Source organism: uncultured Photobacterium sp. (assembly GCF_947502415.1).
GTDB lineage: Bacteria > Pseudomonadota > Gammaproteobacteria > Enterobacterales > Vibrionaceae > Photobacterium.
In genome coordinates this window covers 128,802-147,701 of record NZ_CANMZV010000013.1, presented here as the reverse complement: position 1 = coordinate 147,701, position 18,900 = coordinate 128,802, and the positions used below count along the sequence as shown (strand labels likewise).

General features: G+C 48.6%; 10 protein-coding genes, 1 tRNA gene, 1 rRNA gene and 1 riboswitch. Of the genes, 7 read left to right on the top strand and 5 right to left on the bottom strand.

Features of this window, described 5'->3' with window-relative positions:
• Positions 1-167 precede the first annotated feature (167 nt).
• The 3 genes from Q0852_RS14930 (at position 168) to metA (ending at position 1,551) form a co-directional block, all read left to right on the top strand.
• Positions 168-243: transfer RNA gene (locus Q0852_RS14930), tRNA-Thr, on the top strand.
• Between the two features lie 8 nt (positions 244-251).
• Positions 252-367, top strand: a 5S ribosomal RNA gene (gene rrf, locus Q0852_RS14925).
• A 242-nt stretch (positions 368-609) separates the two neighbouring features.
• Positions 610-1,551 (top strand): homoserine O-succinyltransferase, encoded by a 942-nt coding sequence (gene metA / locus Q0852_RS14920; RefSeq protein WP_299019268.1) that lies wholly within the window; start codon positions 610-612, stop codon positions 1,549-1,551.
• Between the two features lie 78 nt (positions 1,552-1,629).
• On the opposite strand, the gene Q0852_RS14915 is transcribed toward metA, so the two are convergent.
• Positions 1,630-2,910: a sodium:proton antiporter gene (locus tag Q0852_RS14915; RefSeq protein ID WP_299019266.1), complete on the bottom strand. Its 1,281-nt coding sequence runs from the start codon at positions 2,908-2,910 to the stop codon at positions 1,630-1,632.
• Between the two features lie 195 nt (positions 2,911-3,105).
• Between Q0852_RS14915 and metH the strand changes: the two genes are divergently transcribed.
• Positions 3,106-6,777, top strand: a complete 3,672-nt coding sequence (gene metH / locus Q0852_RS14910; protein WP_299019264.1) for a methionine synthase — start codon at positions 3,106-3,108, stop codon at positions 6,775-6,777.
• A 77-nt stretch (positions 6,778-6,854) separates the two neighbouring features.
• Here the strand turns inward: metH and lysC are convergent, their stop codons facing one another.
• Positions 6,855-8,237 (bottom strand): lysine-sensitive aspartokinase 3, encoded by a 1,383-nt coding sequence (gene lysC / locus Q0852_RS14905; protein WP_299019262.1) that lies wholly within the window; start codon positions 8,235-8,237, stop codon positions 6,855-6,857.
• Between the two features lie 110 nt (positions 8,238-8,347).
• A riboswitch (Lysine riboswitch) is annotated at positions 8,348-8,538 on the bottom strand.
• A 290-nt stretch (positions 8,539-8,828) separates the two neighbouring features.
• Here lysC and Q0852_RS14900 point away from each other — a divergent pair.
• Positions 8,829-9,947, top strand: coding sequence for an alanine--glyoxylate aminotransferase family protein (locus Q0852_RS14900; RefSeq protein ID WP_299019260.1), 1,119 nt, complete (start codon positions 8,829-8,831; stop codon positions 9,945-9,947).
• A 78-nt stretch (positions 9,948-10,025) separates the two neighbouring features.
• Here the strand turns inward: Q0852_RS14900 and Q0852_RS14895 are convergent, their stop codons facing one another.
• Together Q0852_RS14895 and uvrA are read right to left on the bottom strand one after the other, a co-directional pair.
• Positions 10,026-11,789: a PglL family O-oligosaccharyltransferase gene (locus Q0852_RS14895; protein WP_299019258.1), complete on the bottom strand. Its 1,764-nt coding sequence runs from the start codon at positions 11,787-11,789 to the stop codon at positions 10,026-10,028.
• 87 nt (positions 11,790-11,876) lie between these two features.
• Complete coding sequence (uvrA, locus tag Q0852_RS14890; protein ID WP_299019257.1) at positions 11,877-14,711, bottom strand: excinuclease ABC subunit UvrA; 2,835 nt, start codon at positions 14,709-14,711, stop codon at positions 11,877-11,879.
• 327 nt (positions 14,712-15,038) lie between these two features.
• On the opposite strand from uvrA, the gene Q0852_RS14885 reads away from it, so the two are divergent.
• Positions 15,039-15,590, top strand: coding sequence for a single-stranded DNA-binding protein (locus tag Q0852_RS14885; RefSeq protein WP_299019255.1), 552 nt, complete (start codon positions 15,039-15,041; stop codon positions 15,588-15,590).
• A 91-nt stretch (positions 15,591-15,681) separates the two neighbouring features.
• Here Q0852_RS14885 and Q0852_RS14880 read toward each other — a convergent pair whose 3' ends face one another.
• On the bottom strand, positions 15,682-16,563 hold the full coding sequence (locus Q0852_RS14880) for a LysR family transcriptional regulator (protein ID WP_299019253.1): 882 nt from the start codon (positions 16,561-16,563) through the stop codon (positions 15,682-15,684).
• A gap of 262 nt (positions 16,564-16,825) precedes the next feature.
• On the opposite strand from Q0852_RS14880, the gene csrD reads away from it, so the two are divergent.
• Entirely contained in the window at positions 16,826-18,793 is a 1,968-nt protein-coding gene (csrD, locus tag Q0852_RS14875; RefSeq protein ID WP_299019251.1) for an RNase E specificity factor CsrD, read from the top strand.
• The last annotated feature ends 107 nt before the right edge of the window (positions 18,794-18,900 follow it).

Sequence of the window (18,900 nt, the reverse complement as noted above, 5' to 3'; positions counted from 1 at the left end):
GAACTCAGAAGTGAAACGCAGTAGCGCCGATGGTAGTGTGGGGCCTCCCCATGTGAGAGTAGGACATCGCCAGGCTTGATTTAGGTTTTCATCTTTTTTAGAAAAAGATGAAAGCAAAAATAAACAAAGCAGAATAAGTAAGACTTTGTTTATACGCAGAATTGCGTGCTGGTATAGCTCAGTTGGTAGAGCGCACCCTTGGTAAGGGTGAGGTCCCCAGTTCAAATCTGGGTACTAGCACCACTAATTCGTTCAGCGACAATAGCACAATGGTCCCACCTGATCCCATGCCGAACTCAGAAGTGAAACGTTGTAGCGCCGATGGTAGTGTGGGGTCTCCCCATGTGAGAGTAGGTCATTGCTGAACACTCTTTCAAAACCCAGCCTTTGGCTGGGTTTTCTCGTTTTTGTCCTATCAAATTATTATCATTAGTTTTTCTCACTATCCTCATACTATCTGCAATTCTTTTTACACTCTTTCACTTGCGCCTTAGACTAAATTTATATAAGTTTTATTTGGAAATCTGGACGTCTAAACACCCTAGTGGCTTTACAGCATTCAATGATGTGGGTGTTTCGTTCGGTATAACGTTTAAGGAGTAAACCTCTATGCCGATAAAAATTCCTGATCAATTACCAGCAACTGATATTTTACGTCGAGAAAATATCTTTGTGATGTCGGAAGCACGCGCCGTCAGTCAGGAAATACGTCCGTTGAAAGTGTTGTTGTTAAATTTGATGCCAAAGAAAATTGAAACGGAAACTCAGTTCTTGCGGTTACTCTCCAATAGTCCACTACAAGTTGATGTTGAGCTGTTACGTATTGATAACCGGCCAACTAAAAATACGCCAACCGAACACCTTGATACTTTTTACCGCCAGTTTGAAATGGTCAAAGAGCGTAACTTTGATGGCTTGATAGTGACTGGTGCGCCATTAGGGCTGGTTCAGTTTGAGGATGTTCTGTACTGGGAAGAGATCCAGGCAATCATGAACTGGGCAAAGGAACATGTTACTTCAACGATGTTTGTATGCTGGGCAGCCCAGGCAGGGTTGAAGCTGTTATATGACTTGCCAAAGCGAACCCGGAAAGAAAAGCTGTCAGGTATTTATTTTCATCAGAGCCTCAATTGCTTTCACCCGATACTGCGTGGGTTTGATGATTCATTTCTTGCACCACACTCCCGCTATGCTGATTTCTCACCGGAATACTTAGCTGAAAATACTGACTTGGATATTCTTGCTACCTCAGAACAGGCTGGTGTTTATCTGGCTGCGACGAAAGATAAGCGCAATGTATTTGTTACTGGTCATCCCGAATACGATGTTGATACGTTGCACAATGAATATATCCGTGATGTGGGTGAGGGGATGGAACCTAGTCTTCCAGTAAACTACTACCCTGAGAATAATCCAAAAAATGCGCCAAGAGCCAGTTGGCGAAGCCATGGCCATTTGTTGTTTTCCAATTGGCTTAACTACTGTGTTTATCAGCAGACGCCATATGATTTGGAGCACTTTTCGGAAGAGAATTTTACCAAGGAAGAGTGACATTCTATGGTGTAATAAAAAAGACCTGCATCGTCAGGTCTTTTTTATTGGATGAAAGCGATTCGGATAGGCAGGCTCTTAGCTATTCTCTGCTTCCCAAACTTTGGCTTTATGGATTAGCGGGGTGATTGTCGAGCCTTGGATCAGGATAGAGAAAACGACGACGGCATAAGTCATCACCAGGATGATTTCCCTGACATCTATGTTCTTGTCTGGAATAACGATGATACCAGCAGGAATTGCCATTGCCATTGCTAGGGCTAAACCTCCTCGCAGACCGCCCCAAGTGAGTATTTTGACTGACAGCGGGTTGTAGTCACGGTAGCGCTGGAAGCCAATGTAAGAGAGTTTGATACTCAGGTAGCGGCTAAGCAGCACTAGAGGCACAGCGATTGCCATTAGCTGCCAGTCTTCCTGGTGGAAACTGAATTGCAGCATGCTCATACCGATTAGCAGAAAGAGTACGCCATTGAGGAACTCATCGACCAACTCCCAGAAGTGGTCCAGGTGGTCTTCACTTTCTTTGGAAAAGCCGATATAGCGAGTCCAGTTACCAATCATGATCCCGGAAACTACCATAGCCAGAGGGCCGGATACATGGATCAGATCTGCGAAGGCATAGCCTGCCGTTGGTATGCCGATTGTGAGTAGTAGCTCCATCGAGTGATCATCGGTTGAACTGATAAGGTAATGGAATAACAGGCCAAGTAAGAAGCCGTAAGCAATGCCCCCGATAGCTTCCTGGAGGAATAGTTGGCCGACCCCAATTACAGTTGGTGCCTCGTTTCCGAAAGCGATAGTGAACAGAGTGACGAAAATAACCAGACCGAAGCCATCGTTAAACAGTGATTCCCCTTCTATTTGAGTTGAAATCCGGCGAGGAGCATCGAGTTTTTTGACGATAGCCAGAACCGCGATTGGATCTGTTGGAGAAATCAGGGAGCCGAAGAGCAGGCAGTAGATGAGATCAAATTCAATTCCGATCAGCTGGCAAAGCCCCCAAAGGGAAAAACCGATAAAGAAGGTGGAAAAAAGGGTCGCGGCTAAAGCCAGCACGGTGATTTCCCATTTTTGATCTTCGAGGTGAGGGAGTTTGATCCCTAAGCCGCCAGCGAAGAGCAAGAAGCCTAAAATCCCTTTAAGCAAAAAATTTTCAAAATTGATTTCGCCAAGTTGCTCGGCTGCGATAGCTTCAAGGTGAAACCAGCCATTTTGACCGGCAATGACAATCCCCAAAGATAGTATTAATGCTCCGGCGGTGATGGCGATGGTGGTCTGCATTTTTCCTATTTTGCTGTTTATAAATGCAATTATCATTGCAGCAGCTGCAAGGAAGCAGAGGGTACTGTAGACCGACATGCGTTAACCTCGATATGGTTAAAAGTAATGGGTGAAATTGTGAAAGAATATAAATCCATCACGTGGGGATAGCTATAAAAAGTTTTCCCTATTCGCGGTGTCCTGGAATAAAGCAAAAGAGCTTTAGACGTCTAGAATTCCATGTTGGCTATGATAGGATGTTACTTAGCTGTAACATTATAGAAGGGATATTGTGTGGTGTTGAAGGGCAAGGAATTACTAGAACAGCGGTTAAAAGATCAGATCCTGATCATCGATGGTGGCATGGGCACCATGATCCAGGGATATAAACTGGAAGAAGATGACTATCGGGGGGGGCGTTTTGCTGATTGGCATACAGACCTTAAAGGAAATAATGATCTGCTGGTGCTGACCCAGCCGCAGCTGATTAAGGATATTCATGGCGCCTACCTTGAAGCCGGAGCAGATATCCTTGAAACCAACACATTTAATGCGACCACCATTGCAATGGCCGACTATGACATGGAAAGTCTTAGTGCCGAAATCAACCTTGAAGCCGCACGCTTAGCCCGCCAGGCGGCTGATGAGTGGACAGCGAAAACGCCGGACAAACCGCGTTTTGTTGCGGGGGTGCTTGGTCCGACAAATCGGACTTGCTCCATTTCTCCAGATGTTAATGATCCAGGCTTTCGAAATGTCACGTTTGATCAATTAGTCGAAGCATACTCAGAATCGACCCGAGCCCTTATCCGTGGCGGGGCTGATATCATCTTGATTGAAACTATTTTTGATACTCTAAATGCTAAGGCCTGTGCTTTTGCCGTCGATAGTGTGTTTGAAGAGCTGGGTATAGAACTACCGGTAATGATCTCCGGTACCATTACCGATGCTTCGGGGCGAACCCTGTCCGGCCAGACTACGGAAGCTTTCTATAATTCGTTACGTCATGTTAAGCCGATATCTTTTGGCTTGAACTGTGCTCTTGGCCCTGATGAGTTGCGTCAGTATGTTGAAGAGCTGGCCCGTATTTCCGAATGTGCTGTGTCTGCACACCCTAATGCTGGTCTGCCAAATGCGTTTGGTGAATACGATCTTGAACCTGATGAGATGGCTGAACATATCAGGGAATGGGCACAAAGTGGTTTTTTGAATATGGTCGGCGGCTGTTGTGGTACGACGCCCGAGCATATTCGCCAAATGGCAAAAGTCACCCGTGAGATCGCACCTCGTCAATTACCGGATATTTTCGTTGCTTGCCGTCTTTCTGGTTTGGAGCCTTTAATAATTGATGCAGATACTTTGTTTATCAATGTTGGTGAACGAACCAATGTTACTGGTTCTGCCCGTTTTAAGCGTCTTATCAAAGAAGAGCTTTATGATGAGGCGTTGGAGGTGGCACGTCAACAGGTAGAAGCGGGCGCTCAGATCATTGATATTAATATGGATGAAGGGATGCTTGATGCCGAGGCGGCGATGGTTCGTTTCCTTAATTTGTGTGCAACTGAGCCTGAGATTTCTAAAGTACCGATCATGGTCGACTCATCCAAATGGGAAGTGCTGGAAGCTGGCCTGAAATGTGTGCAGGGAAAACCGATCGTCAACTCGATTTCGCTCAAGGAAGGCAAGGAGAAGTTTGTTGAGCAAGCGAAATTGATTCGACGCTATGGGGCGGCGATGATTGTCATGGCATTCGATGAAGTTGGGCAGGCCGATACCCGTGAGCGTAAAATTGAAATTTGTACCAATGCCTATCGTATTTTGGTTGATGAGGTAGGCTTCCCGCCAGAAGATATCATTTTCGATCCGAACATTTTTGCCGTGGCTACCGGTATCGAAGAGCATAATAACTACGCTGTAGACTTCATCGAGGCAGTAGGAGATATCAAGCGAACTCTGCCTCATGCCATGGTCTCCGGTGGTGTTTCTAATGTCTCTTTCTCATTTAGGGGGAATAATCCGGTCCGTGAAGCGATCCATGCCGTGTTCTTGTATCACTGTTTCAAGAACGGGATGGATATGGGGATTGTTAATGCCGGCCAGCTGGCAATCTATGATGATTTGCCTGATGAGCTGCGTGATGCTGTTGAAGATGTTGTTTTGAACCGTCGTCTGGACAGTACGGAACGATTACTGGATATTTCGGGTAAGTACCGTGATAGCGGTACTGCTGAAGATGATCGTACAACGCAAGAATGGCGTGGCTGGGTAGTTGAAAAGCGCCTGGAACATGCCCTGGTCAAGGGGATCACGGAGTTCATCGTTGAAGATACTGAAGAAGCCCGCCAGAAAGCGAGTAAACCACTTGAAGTCATTGAAGGTCCTTTGATGGTCGGAATGAATGTGGTGGGAGATTTATTTAGTGAAGGCAAGATGTTCCTGCCGCAGGTGGTGAAATCGGCGCGAGTGATGAAACAAGCGGTCGCTTACCTGGAGCCCTTTATCAATGCAGAGAAGCAAGCTGGAACCTCGAACGGAAAAATATTGTTGGCGACAGTAAAAGGCGATGTTCATGACATTGGTAAAAACATTGTCGGGGTTGTACTGCAGTGTAATAACTATGAAATTATCGATTTAGGTGTGATGGTGCCTTGCGACAAAATATTGAAAGTTGCGAAGGAAGAAAATGTCGACATCATTGGCCTTAGCGGTTTGATCACCCCGTCGCTTGATGAAATGGTGCATGTTGCGAAAGAGATGGAACGGCAGGGATTTGATATTCCATTGTTGATTGGTGGGGCAACTACATCAAAGGCACATACAGCCGTGAAGATTGAAGAAAACTATCATTCGCCGGTCGTTTATGTGTCTAATGCTTCTCGTGCGGTTGGTGTATGCTCAGCTCTGCTTTCTGATGAACAAAGGCCTGATTTTGTTGATCGTCTTGATAGGGAATATGATGTTGTACGAGAGCAGCATGCGCGTAAGAAGCCGCGAACAGCACCGATTTCTTTGGAGGAGGCGAGAGCCAATAAGGTAGACATTGATTGGGCGGCTTATACTCCACCAGAGCCGGTAAAAGGCGGGGTACATACCTTCAAGGATTTCCCTGTAGCCATGCTGCGAAGCTATATCGACTGGACGCCATTCTTTATGACCTGGTCTCTCAGTGGCAAATATCCTGCGATCTTAGAGCATGAGCTTGTCGGAGCAGAAGCGCGTCAGTTGTTTGAAGATGCGAATAACATGCTGGATGAGATTGAGCAAACCGGTATCATCAGGGCTAATGGCGTATGCGGCTTGTTTCCTGCCAATAATATTGGGGATGATATTGAGATCTATACCGATGAATCCCGAACTGAGGTGAAAACCGTACTGAGAGGATTGCGGCAGCAGACTCGAAAACTGAAAGGAGCTAACTACTGTTTGTCAGATTATGTCGCTCCAAAAGAGAGCGGTAAGATGGATTGGGTTGGAGCGTTTGCGGTGACCGGAGGTATCGGAGAAGCGGAGCTGGCTGAGCAATTCAAGAAAAAAGGTGATGATTACAGTGCTATTATGATCCAGGCGGTAGCCGATAGGTTGGCTGAAGCTTTTGCTGAATGTATGCACGAGATGGTCCGTAAAGAGATCTGGGGTTATGCACCAGAGGAATCCTTAGGAAATGAGGATTTGATACGGGAAAAGTATCAGGGAATTCGTCCCGCACCCGGGTATCCCGCTTGTCCTGAGCATACCGAAAAGGGAGAGATTTGGTCGTTGTTGGATGTAGAAGCCAATACCGGGATGACATTGACTGAGAGCTATGCGATGTGGCCGGGAGCGGCTGTTTCCGGATGGTATTTCTCTCACCCGGAATCGCGTTATTTTGCCGTGGCACAGATCCAGGCTGATCAACGTGATAGTTATGCCAGGCGCAAAGGTTGGGATTTGATCGAAGCTGAGAAGTGGCTGGGGCCGAATTTATAACTGATAACAGAATTTATAACAGATAGAAAAAGGCGCTTAAACAGCGCCTTTTTTCTCTCCTACTTTCGGATGCCGTTTTATTCGAACAGTTCGCGGTGAAGTGTTTTGACTACGGTTTTGGAGTCGGCTGTCTTAACCAGAAAGCACAGATTGTGCGGGCTGGCACCATAGCAGATCATACGAAGATTATAGTTTTCCAGCGCTCCGAAAACTTGCTTGGCTGAGCCCTTGGTATTACTCATTTGGTTGCCAATTAGAGCAACCAGGCATAAATCCTGTTCAACTTCGACACGGCATAGCTTGCTCAACTCTTCAATCGCGCCGGTAGGTAATGTCGGCGCGCCACCTCCGGTATCGGTTTGATCCAAAGTGAGTGAGACACTGACTTCTGAAGTGGTGATCAAATCAATCGAGATCTTATATTCGGCCAGAATACGAAAGACTTCAGCCAGGAAACCGTAGGCATGGAACATATTCAGGCTGGTCAGGGTGACCATCGTCTGGTTGCAGCGTAAGGCCAGCGCTCGATAAAGCGGGGCGTCTTCGACGGTTTCTCGGATCCACGTCCCGCCTTGCTCAGGGGCTTTGGATGAGCCGATAAAAACTGGGATTTGTTGGCGTAAAGCCGGAAGTAGGGTTGATGGGTGCAAAATTTTGGCCCCGAAATTTGCCATTTCGGACGCTTCGCTGAAGCTGATCTCCTGAATTGGTTTCGCCGCAGTAGCCAGCCGAGGGTCGGTTGTATACATGCCCGGAACATCCGTCCAGATTTCCAAAGTGTCTGCATCTATGGCTTCTGCGACTAGTGCGGCACTGTAGTCACTGCCTCCGCGACCAAGTGTGGTTGTCTTACCTTCGCTATCAGCACCAATGAAGCCCTGGGAAACAATAATTTGATCTTTAATCAGCTGTGGCTGAAGGTAGGTTGCAGTTAGCTGGTGGATATCATTTGTGTTAGGTACTGCCTTGCCAAATTGACTGTCGGTACGCATAACTTGGCGAATATCAAAACGCAGCGAATTTGCCCCCATTTCGTTGAGAATTTGGGTGAAAAGGAAAGTTGATAGTAATTCACCGTGTGAAACCAGCTGGTCTGTCAGTTGTGCAGACGGTGCTTTGGCGGCTTGTTCGGATAGTACCGCGATATTGTCAATCAGCTGGTCAATGTCTGCTGATACCGCATCTGGCTTGGCCAGATTATCAAGAATATTTTGGTGGATCGTACGAAGTTGCTGTAGCCGTTGCGAGCGCTGCTCGTTATCGGCAATTCCATTAGCTAACTCAACCAGCAGGTTGGTAACGCCGGAGCACGCACTGATCAGGACTACTTTTGCTGATGGGTTTTCCTTGATGATTGTTGCGCTACGACTCATGGCGGCATGATCGGCTACACTGGTACCGCCAAACTTCGCTACGGTAATTGGTGGAGGAACGGCAGAATTATTGTCAACAAAGCTCAAAACGAGTCTCCCAATAAAATAATAGAAAATCTTATACAGAGGAGGTGACTCGGGACCAAAATCCCGACGTAATGTCAGGAGAGCAGAACGGTAATATGTAGTTAGATACAACAACCAGAAGCCCTCCACCTTTCTTTTTACTGCATTAAGAAAGGTGACAGCCTGAAGGATTCAACCTTACAAGGCCGATATCGTATGCCCCCTGTCATAAGATACCTCGGCGTTACTCCCCCTCTCTAGAGTGCATTGGGGTGGGGCCCCGCAACCATAGATACCTGGGTAACGCTCCTCTTCTGTTTTTTCCTCGATGCTAAATAAAACATCCAGCTGAACAAAAAACGTTCTTCATTGAAGCGGATTTGTTATGGCATTGTCAATGGGGATGTGGAAATTTATGCAAAGTAATTGCAATAGAGCTGTTATTAGTAATGACACTTCTTGCGTAAGAAGGGAAATCCTTTGATACTGTTAAGTTGCGTAAACATCTAAATGCAGAGCTATTTGATATAGGGAGTACTGCAAGATGGCGCATTCCCGCCCTACCAGAACACCTAAGGGAATCACCGACCTCTTACTCAGGGAGATACAATAATGACAATCGGTAGTTTTTATCCACCACAGAGAACATTAATGGGCCCCGGTCCGTCAGATATTTATCCGCAAGTACTTCAGGCGCTGAGCCGCCCGACAATCGGTCATCTTGACCCTAAGTTTATCGGCATGATGGATGAGCTTAAGCAGTTGCTCCAGTATGCCTTCCAGACTAAGAACACATTTACGATAGCTGTTTCGGCTCCGGGCAGTGCCGGTATGGAAGCGTGTTTTGTTAATTTGGTTGAGCCGGGTGATAAGGTTATTGTTTGCCGTAACGGGGTGTTCGGTGATCGGATGCGCGAGAATGTAGAGCGCTGTGGCGGTAAAGCCGTGATGGTGGATAACGCGTGGGGTGAGCCGGTTGACCCACAATTGGTTGAGCAAGCGTTGCAGGCCAACCCAGATGCAAAAATTGTCGCTTTTGTGCATGCCGAAACATCAACCGGGGCTTTGAGTGATGCCAAGGTGCTTTCTGAGCTGGCTCGGCGGTATGATTGTCTGACGATTGTCGATGCGGTTACATCATTGGGTGGTGTGCCTTTGCTGGTGGATGAATGGCAGTTGGATGCTGTGTATTCGGGGAGCCAGAAGTGTTTGTCTTGTGTTCCCGGCCTGTCGCCATTGACGTTTTCCCAGCGAGCAGTCGATAAGATCCAAAACCGTAAGACCCCGGTGCAGAGCTGGTTCCTTGATCAAAGTTTGGTGCTTGGGTATTGGAGCGGTGAGGGTAAGCGTAGCTACCATCATACCGCACCGGTTAACAGCTTGTATGCTCTGCATGAGGCCTTGGTGCTGTTGCAGAATGAAGGCTTGGAAAAGGCCTGGCAACGCCATCGGGATGCGCATCTGGAATTACGCGAAGGATTAGAAAAACTCGGGATTGAGTTTGTTGTGGATGAAGCTTGTCGTCTGCCGCAGCTTAACGCTGTGTATATTCCAGATGGGGTTGACGATGCCTTGATCCGCCAGACTTTACTGGAACGTTATAATCTGGAAATTGGGGCCGGGCTTGGGACGCTTGCAGGTAAGGCATGGCGTATCGGTTTGATGGGGTATGCCGCCAGAAGCGAAAATGTGGCGTTGTGTCTCAAGGCGCTAGAAACGACACTGAAGTAAGTGTGATTTTACTGCTGAAAAATAGAATTAAAAACGGCTACCTGGTGGTAGCCGTTTTGCTTTTGTTGGCGTTTTTGCTCACTGGGTAACTCGTTGGGGAGCGGTTTCTTTCGCGGAGGCATGAACACTTGCCTCCTGAAGGTTAAAGTGCGTGCCGGGAAACAGGAAGTCGGCTTCTTGTCTTATCTGGTCAGCTTTTTGCTCTTGGTCGAGCGCTTGATAGGCTGCAATTAGGTTTTGATAGAGCGCCGGACGTGGCCAGCTGGCTGCCTTTAGGGTTGCCCAGTGAATATATTCGTTGATCAACTCAGGGTTGTCGGTCGCCGTTCCTAGTTGGAGTTGCGTCAGGTGCAGATCCCATTCAAAGCGATCCTTCCAAGCCCAAGGGTTATTAACCTGCTGGAGGTAGTCGATATTCACTGGCAGGGTTGTTTCATATTTTGTCAGCAGATAGCCCGAGTAGAGGGTTGTTGCCATGAACCCGGAGACTGTCAGTGGAAGCAGCAGAACCAGTAGTCGTGCATAGCGGGCAAAGTTGACTTGCAGTTTGTAATATTTGGCTGACAGGTTATCGACCCAGTAAATCAGGATAATAAAGCTGACCCAATGCACCAGTGAGTGATAGAAAGGGTATTCCAGCTGAGTATGTAAGGTGATAGGGAAAAACAAGCCAACCAGTGCCAGTTGGGTTCCTGCGCGGGCTTTTCTAACCTTGACCAGTACGGCGGCGGCTGCCAGCAGCAGGCCGATGAGCGGAATAGTGCCCCCTTCTGCGGCCCAGTAGGCTAATTCATTGTGGGGGTGATCCAGTGAAGGCATGCCATAAGGCTGCTCAGGATCAATCTTGTGCCATTTGGCTGTCTGGGTCAGATAAGCGGATTCGAAAGTGCCGTAGCCATAACCGGCTAACGGCTCTTTCATATACATTCTGAATGCCTGGGGAATATGAATGGATCTTGTACTTTTAACGCTGAGCCGTTCTTCTTTCGGGGCCCAGCCTGTTGTGCTGCTTAGGTTCCAGGACGCACTCAGGCCAAGGAGTACCATCAGTAGCCACATTCGACATTGCGCCTTGGCGGCAAAGCGGCGCAGGTACGGGATCATCAGTAAGATACCGATAGCGGCACCCAGCCAGCCGGTACGGGAGCTCAGCACAACCAGTATGGGTATTGTTACTACAGGGGTAAGCAGGGTGACAAGCTGCAGCCATGACCATTTCCCACGGTACATCGGGATTCGTGCCAACAGGTAAGCCGAGAGAACCAATCCGGTAGCGAGGAAGCTCGCCATAACATTCGGCTGCTGGAAAATACCGTAAGGCCGATTTTCGATAGTGTCATAGCCGATAGGGTTACCTGGCTCCATGAGCAGGAATTGATACCAGCCGAACAGACTCTGGAGCCAGACGGCGAGCAGGATCAACCACAGCATTCGCTGGCGTTGCTTTACAGTAAATGAGAATTGCTGCAGGCTGATGAAAAATAGCAGGCCAGCCCAGAGTCCTAACAGTCGGTTAGTGACGCTTTCCCCTTCTGCTTCAGGGTAAAATACGGGGATCGTCAGCAGGATACAGCTGACAAGAAAGAGCAGGGTCAGGCGTGAGTAGCGCCAGGTTTGCTGGCGACAAATTTCCAGTAATCCAAAGGCAATGGCAAAGCTGAATGGGATCCAGCTCATGACGTTGAACGATAGCTCCAGTCCAGAGCCGCCCGGATTATGCTGGAAATAATGCATTGCCAGCAGGAAGAGCAAGCCCAGAGATATGAGGAAGGGCTTAACCATAGGTTTGCTTATCTTCTTCTTTTCTTCCAGCTTGGTGCCTTGTACGTATAACACTGTCATGGTGGTTCCGTGATTGTTTCTCTGAACGTTCGATAATATTCAGGCCGGTCTCCCGGCCAAAAATCGAGTTTATACCTTATGAAAGTTTCACTTTGTTGTTGGCAGCAACGGCTTGAGGAAGCGTGCCGTGTGAGAGCCATCGACTAAGGCCACCTGCTCGGGTGTGCCAGAGGCGATGATCTCTCCACCACCATTTCCTCCTTCGGGACCGAGGTCAATGATCCAGTCAGCGGTCTTGATAACATCTAAGTTATGCTCAATAACTACAATGGTATTGCCATGGTCACGCAGGCGATGCAGGACCGACAATAACTGCTGAATGTCATGGAAATGTAAGCCGGTAGTCGGTTCATCCAAAATATATAATGTCTTTCCGGTATCGCGCTTGGATAGCTCGCGGGCAAGTTTCACACGCTGTGCCTCACCACCGGACAGGGTGGTCGCGGCTTGGCCCAAGCGGATATACGATAAGCCGACATCGATTAATGTCTGCAGTTTTCTTGCAATAGCGGGAACTGGGTCAAAAAATTCCCTCGCATCTTCTACAGTCAGTTGCAGTACTTCATCGATGGTTTTGCCTTTGTAACGGATTTCCAGGGTTTCACGGTTATAACGTTTTCCTTTACAGGCGTCACAAGGTACATAGACATCCGGCAGGAAGTGCATTTCGACTTTTATCACCCCGTCGCCCTGGCAGGCCTCGCAGCGGCCTCCTTTGACATTGAAGCTGAAGCGCCCAGGCTTGTAGCCCCGGGATCGGGATTCCTGAGTACCGGCAAACAACTCCCGGATCGGAGTGAAAATGCCGGTATAGGTTGCCGGGTTGGAACGCGGTGTTCGGCCTATTGGGCTCTGATCGATATCAATGACTTTATCGCAATGCTCCAGATCCTGAATTTCGCGGTACGGGGCCGCATCGGTGGCCGTCGCACCATTGAGGTGGTGGTGGGCAATACGGAAAAAGGTGTCGTTGATCAGGGTCGACTTACCTGAGCCCGAGACACCTGTGATACAGGTAAATAGACCGACCGGAATTTCGACATCGACATTCTTCAGGTTATTACCGGTAGCTCCAAGCAGTTTAATCGTCTTTTCGGGATCGATCTCAATCCGTTGTTGGGGTACTGTGATGGACTTGACGCCACTGAGGTATTGGCCCGTCAGCGACTCCGGTATTTCGAGGATTTTATCCAGCGATCCTTCGGCAATGACTTTACCGCCGTGAACACCGGCACCCGGACCGATATCAATTACGTGATCGGCGGTACGGATGGCATCTTCGTCGTGTTCAACGACCAGAACGGTGTTACCGAGATCCCGAAGGTGAGTCAGGGTTTTCAGTAGTCGTTCGTTATCACGCTGGTGGAGCCCTATAGAGGGTTCGTCCAGTACATACATAACACCGACCAGACCTGCACCGATCTGGCTAGCCAGGCGGATCCGCTGCGCTTCACCTCCTGAAAGAGTTTCAGCACTGCGTGAGAGGTTCAGGTAGTTCAGGCCGACGTTGACCAAAAAGTTGAGACGATCACGGATCTCCTTGAGGATCTTTTCTGCGATCTGCGCCCGCTGGCCAATGAGTGTCAGTTGGTCGAAGAACTTCAGTGCTTCGATAATGCTCATTTCGCTGATCTGCGGCAGCGTCGTATTGGCGATGAAGACATGGCGGGCTTCAAGGCGAAGTCGTGAACCGTGGCAGCTACTGCATGATTTGGTTGACACATATTTCGCCAGCTCCTCACGTACTGAGTTGGATTCAGTTTCGCGGTAGCGGCGCTCCATATTGTTCAGGATCCCCTCGAAAGGGTGACGGCGGACAGTAATATCGCCGCGGTCATTGATGTACTTGAATTCAATATTGGTTTTGCCTGAGCCGCTGAGGATTACGTTCTGGACTTTTTTCGATAGCGAGTCAAACGGTGCCTCGACATCAAAGTCATAGTGTTCTGCCAGTGACGAGAGCATCTGGAAGTAATAGAAGTTGCGTCTGTCCCAGCCGCGGATGGCTCCGCCAGCAAGGCTTAATTCACCATTTTGGACTACCCGGTCTGGATCAAAATACTGCTGTACGCCTAAGCCGTCACAGGTACCGCAGGCTCCGGCCGGGTTGTTGAATGAAAACAGTCGGGGCTCCAGCTCTTCCATGCTGTAGCCACAGTGCGGGCAGGCGAAGTTGGCTGAGAACACCAGCTCGTCGTGCTCGTTTTGAGTTATCGGGCTGATAACAACATTGCCGCCGGATAGCTCCAGGGCCGTTTCGAACGATTCGGCCAGTCGTTGCTGGAGATCATCTCTGACTTTGAAGCGGTCAACGACGACTTCGATAGTGTGTTTTTTATGGAGTTCCAGTGTCGGTGGATCAGACAGATCACAGACTTCCCCGTCAATTCGGGCACGGATGTAGCCCTGTGCCGCCAGGTTGGCCAGAGTTTTGACATGCTCGCCTTTACGTTCTTTGATGATGGGAGCCAGCAGCATCATCTTGCTGCCTTCCGGTAACCCGAGCACTTTGTCGACCATTTGACTTACTGTCTGGGCGGCCAGTTCGACATTGTGGGTCGGACAGCGAGGCTCCCCTACACGGGCATAGAGCAGGCGCAGGTAGTCATACACTTCGGTGATAGTGCCGACGGTAGAACGTGGATTGTGGGATGTCGATTTTTGTTCAATCGAAATAGCCGGAGAAAGCCCTTCGATGTGGTCGACATCCGGTTTTTCCATTAAGGAAAGGAACTGACGGGCGTAGGCCGAAAGGGATTCGACGTAACGTCGTTGCCCTTCGGCATAGAGGGTATCGAAGGCCAGGGAAGATTTACCAGAGCCAGATAGGCCTGTGATTACGATTAGCTTGTCACGGGGGATGGTAAGGTTGATGTTCTTGAGGTTGTGGGTTCGAGCGCCCCTGACTTCGATTTTATCCATAGTGTGTGAGCTTATTGACTGACAAATTATTGGACAGCCATTATTGCATAGCCAGGAAATGCTTGAAAGTGTGACCTGTATAAAGATACAGTGTTTTGTGTGTTTGTTGAGCTTTTTTGTGGCCTTGGGTAAGGGCGAAAAAGCTGTTTCAGGTTTCTGATTATGGGACAGACACTCAGCAGAACAGGGGAGTATTTGCGTTGGATAACACAGTTTCAGCCCTGTTCCCTCAGGGGGAAACCATGATAGACTGCGCGATTAAGTATAAACTTTGAGTAGCGGTACTTGTGAAATAAAGAAGTACCGCTACCTTATCTGGAGTGAACTATGGCCAGTCGTGGCGTAAATAAGGTTATCTTAGTCGGTAACTTAGGTAATGACCCAGAAATCCGTTATATGCCGAACGGTGGTGCAGTAGCAAATATTACCGTGGCTACCTCTGAGTCATGGCGCGATAAAAACACCGGTGAACAGCGCGAGAAAACAGAATGGCATCGTGTTGCTCTGTTTGGCAAGCTAGCTGAAGTGGCAGGTGAGTACCTGCGCAAAGGTTCACAGGTTTACATTGAAGGTCAGTTGCAGACTCGTAAGTGGCAAGACCAGAACGGTCAGGACCGCTATACCACAGAAGTTGTGGTACAGGGCTTCAACGGTACGATGCAAATGCTTGGCGGTCGTCAGGGGGGCGGTCAAGGTATGGGCGCACCAATGGGTGGTCAGCAGCAAGGTGGTTGGGGTCAGCCTCAGCAGCCTGCAGCAGCGCCTCAGCAGAATTTTGCGCCGCAGCAACAGTCAGCTCCGCAGCAGTCTGCACCTCAGCAGCCACAGCAGCAGTACAATGAGCCACCAATGGATTTCGATGATGACATTCCGTTTTAATTAACGAACGTTTTAACGAATGTTGATGAAAGACAATAAGAAAGCAGCGCCTGTCGCTGCTTTTTTGTTGCCTGGAAAATAGTTGTCAGTATTAAGTCGGATTAGCTTTTGCTTTGATGAAGTCAATGAATAGCTTGGTTTTGACATGGTTGAAGTCTAGTTTGGGGTAGTAGGCATAGGCTGAGCTTACTGGTTGTTTCAAGCCTGGTAGAACCGGGACCAGCACCCCTTTACTGAGCTCTCGTTTTACGGTGTTTTCCCCGGTCAGGATGATCCCCATTCCGGCAACGGCAGCGGCCACGAGGGCTTCGGGGTTCTGGGTGGTAAAATTGCCGCGCAAGCGCAAATGCAAGTTATTTTCGAACACATGTTCTTGTTCATGCCCATGAGTACCGAACAGCAGGCAATTATGTTGGGCTAGCTGTTCGGGGGTCTCTATTTGAGGTTTACCTTCGAGGTAGGCCGGAGCTGCATAGAAGCCGGGTTGAAAGTTAAATAGCCGGGTGGCGATATAACTTGATGAGTTGAAGTCGGTCAGCTCCCGGCTAATGAAAACATCCAAATTGAGGTCAGGTAACTGTCCTGGTGTGATGGTATGGAGCTCTACCTGGATTTTGGGATAGGTTTCGATAAATTCAGCCAGATAATGCACTAACAGTCGGCTACCGGTAGCCAGTGGTGCGCCGATCCGCAATACGCCGCTGACCTCGCCATAAGTAGAGGTTGTTTCGGCCAGTATTTGATGCCAATCGTCCAGCAGTCGGGTACTGCGCTGGTAAAACAGTTTACCGGCATCAGTCACAGTCAGGCTGCGGGTAGTGCGTTTTAATAGTTGTACACCCAGTTGTTTTTCAAGCCAGGATAGCCGCTTTGACAGGGCTGAGCTTGATGTGTTGAGCTTTGTTGCCGCCTGGGCCAGCGAGCCCTGTTCGACAACAGTGACAAAGCTGGTGGTACAGGTGATCCAATCCATATATTTGTTTAATCCACAGGCTGTTACTGAAACCGTTATGTCGATAATAACAAACAGAATGGGGAGTAGGTCGGCTGGCGCCGAAAAGATTGGCAAAATAGTCGAATTTGAAGTCGTTAACAAATTATTAAATAAATACGCTGAATACTGTCATCATGGCTTGTTGAGTGATATTTTCCCTCATGCGGATCCTCCGTTTTTCTTGGGCTGAGCTTATTTCTGGCCAGTCTCGATATCAATAATCAGTAATTATCGGATCGCTATGAGAAAAGCCTCAGGCATGAAATTAACTAACCGTCTGGTTGCCTTCGTTACCCTCATTGTTATTAGTGCTATTTTTGTTATTTTCATTGGCGGAGCCATTAGTTTTCGCAAATTGGGGCAGGACTACCTGACTCATTATCTTGATGGCGTTGTTGAAGTTATAGACCTTGAGCTGGCAGACCCTCAGGGAGCGCAATCTTTGTCGCGCTGGTTACCCAAGTTGCTTAAGGCCAGCAATGTAGTGGAGCTGGAGGTTGGTACTCCGGCTGGGGTGATCTATTCATTTAAGGGGCTCCAGCAGGTTAATGACCCAAATATTCTCCATCAGAGCCACTATACGCTGAGTCATAATCCCGGTTTTTATATCAATCTAAAGTCGATTCCCCCCTATACCGAATTCACGTATTCGATAGGCGCGATGTCTTCGATCAGTTTTGCCGTTGCGATCATTATTATGGGCCTGGTCTGGGGAATGAATTGGTTGCGCCAGCAGCTGTATGGTTCGGAGTTGCTAGAACACAGGGGGAGGCTGATCTTAGCTGGGAAAGTGGATGACAACGCCGTTGGCGATGAGCAGGAGTGGCCGGCAACAGCAAGTTTAGCGTTGGATCAGATGATTGCTGAGCTAAAGGATGCCCGTCAGGAGCGAAGTAGGTTTGATACTTTTATTCGTACCCACACTTTTCTCGATCAGCTTACCGGGGCGGCCAACCGGGTGTTGTTTGACAGCCGCTTGCAATCAATGGTGCAAGATCAGGAAACCCATGGTGCGGTGATCTTGATCCGGGTTTCTGATTGGGATGAGCTGCTGGCTGAAAAAGGTAAGGAAGTCGCTGACGAATTGATCCAGGATGTCGGCGGGGTCTTGTCGAATCTGATCCAGCGGTATCCGGATACGGTGCTTTCACGCTATTTTGATGCTGAATTTGCGATCTTGTTGTCACAGCAGCCCGTCAAGGAGGTCAAGCAGTTTACTAACGTGCTGATGAAAGCGTTGGACAGGCTTGTGCCATCGCCACCGTTACAACCGGATAACTGGTGTCATATCGGTGTGACATTCTGCTCCAGCGGTGAGCGACGGGGGCGGATCATGGATGAAGCAGATATGGCTTTGCGCAGTGCTCAGCTCCAGGGAACCAATAGCTGGTATGCGTTCAAGAAAGATCAGCAGTATGAAGATGCGCGCGGTAGCGTGCGTTGGCGTACGTTGCTGGATGCGATATTTAACAGCGGAGGCCCGCTCCTTTATCAACAACCCGCATTGGCGTTGGATGGCGAGACTGTTATTCATCGTGAACTGCTGTCGCGGATTAAAGATGAAAATGGGATTTTGATTAAAGCCTCACGCTTTTTGACGGCTGTGGAGCAAGTGGGGTTCAGTGCCCGTATGGACAAACTGGTGGTTGCCCGTGCGCTCGAGCAGTTGAGGCATCGTCCGGTGAATGATTCTTTGTCGGTTAATGTCAGTGTTGAGGCACTTTTGGAAAAACAGTTTGTTCGCTGGCTGCGTGATGAGCTGTTGCAAACGCCGCGTACGGTGCTTAATCGTCTGTTTTTTGAAGTGTCTGAAGGTGGGTTGGTCAAGCACCTTGATGCCATGCGACCGGTCGCCAGAATGCTAGTTGGACTTGGATGTAAGCTAGTGGTCGATCAGGCGGGCAGGACCATTGTCAGTACTCATTACATTAAAGACATCAAGGCGGATTATATCAAGCTGCATCGCGGCTTGGTGCGTGAGATTAACCAGCGTCAGGAAAATCAACTTTTCGTCCGTAGCATGCTGGGAGCCTGCGCTGATTCTGATGCGCAGGTAATAGCGGTCGGTGTTGAAAACGAGAAAGAGTGGCGGGTGCTTAAACAGCTCGGTATTCAAGGTGGGCAAGGGAGGTATTTTGCTGCTGAAATGCCTGTTGAGCTTAGTATCAATAGGGCGTTATCTAGCCGAAATACAATCTCTAAAAAATAATATACGTAGCTAAAAAGAATTAGTTTCTCAATAAAACCTAGTTATAATGGTCAAATTATTGACGCTTACTGGTTGTTTGAACCTTTATTACCGATAGGTCGTCTGTT

Coding starts and splice junctions, on each gene's coding strand:
- csrD (WP_299019251.1), top strand. CDS start 16,826: ATGAGAAAAGCCTCAGGCATGAAATTAACTAACCGTCTGGTTGCCTTC.
- Q0852_RS14885 (WP_299019255.1), top strand. CDS start 15,039: ATGGCCAGTCGTGGCGTAAATAAGGTTATCTTAGTCGGTAACTTAGGT.
- Q0852_RS14895 (WP_299019258.1), bottom strand. CDS start 11,789: ATGACAGTGTTATACGTACAAGGCACCAAGCTGGAAGAAAAGAAGAAG.
- Q0852_RS14915 (WP_299019266.1), bottom strand. CDS start 2,910: ATGTCGGTCTACAGTACCCTCTGCTTCCTTGCAGCTGCTGCAATGATA.
- metA (WP_299019268.1), top strand. CDS start 610: ATGCCGATAAAAATTCCTGATCAATTACCAGCAACTGATATTTTACGT.
- Q0852_RS14880 (WP_299019253.1), bottom strand. CDS start 16,563: ATGGATTGGATCACCTGTACCACCAGCTTTGTCACTGTTGTCGAACAG.
- uvrA (WP_299019257.1), bottom strand. CDS start 14,711: ATGGATAAAATCGAAGTCAGGGGCGCTCGAACCCACAACCTCAAGAAC.
- Q0852_RS14900 (WP_299019260.1), top strand. CDS start 8,829: ATGACAATCGGTAGTTTTTATCCACCACAGAGAACATTAATGGGCCCC.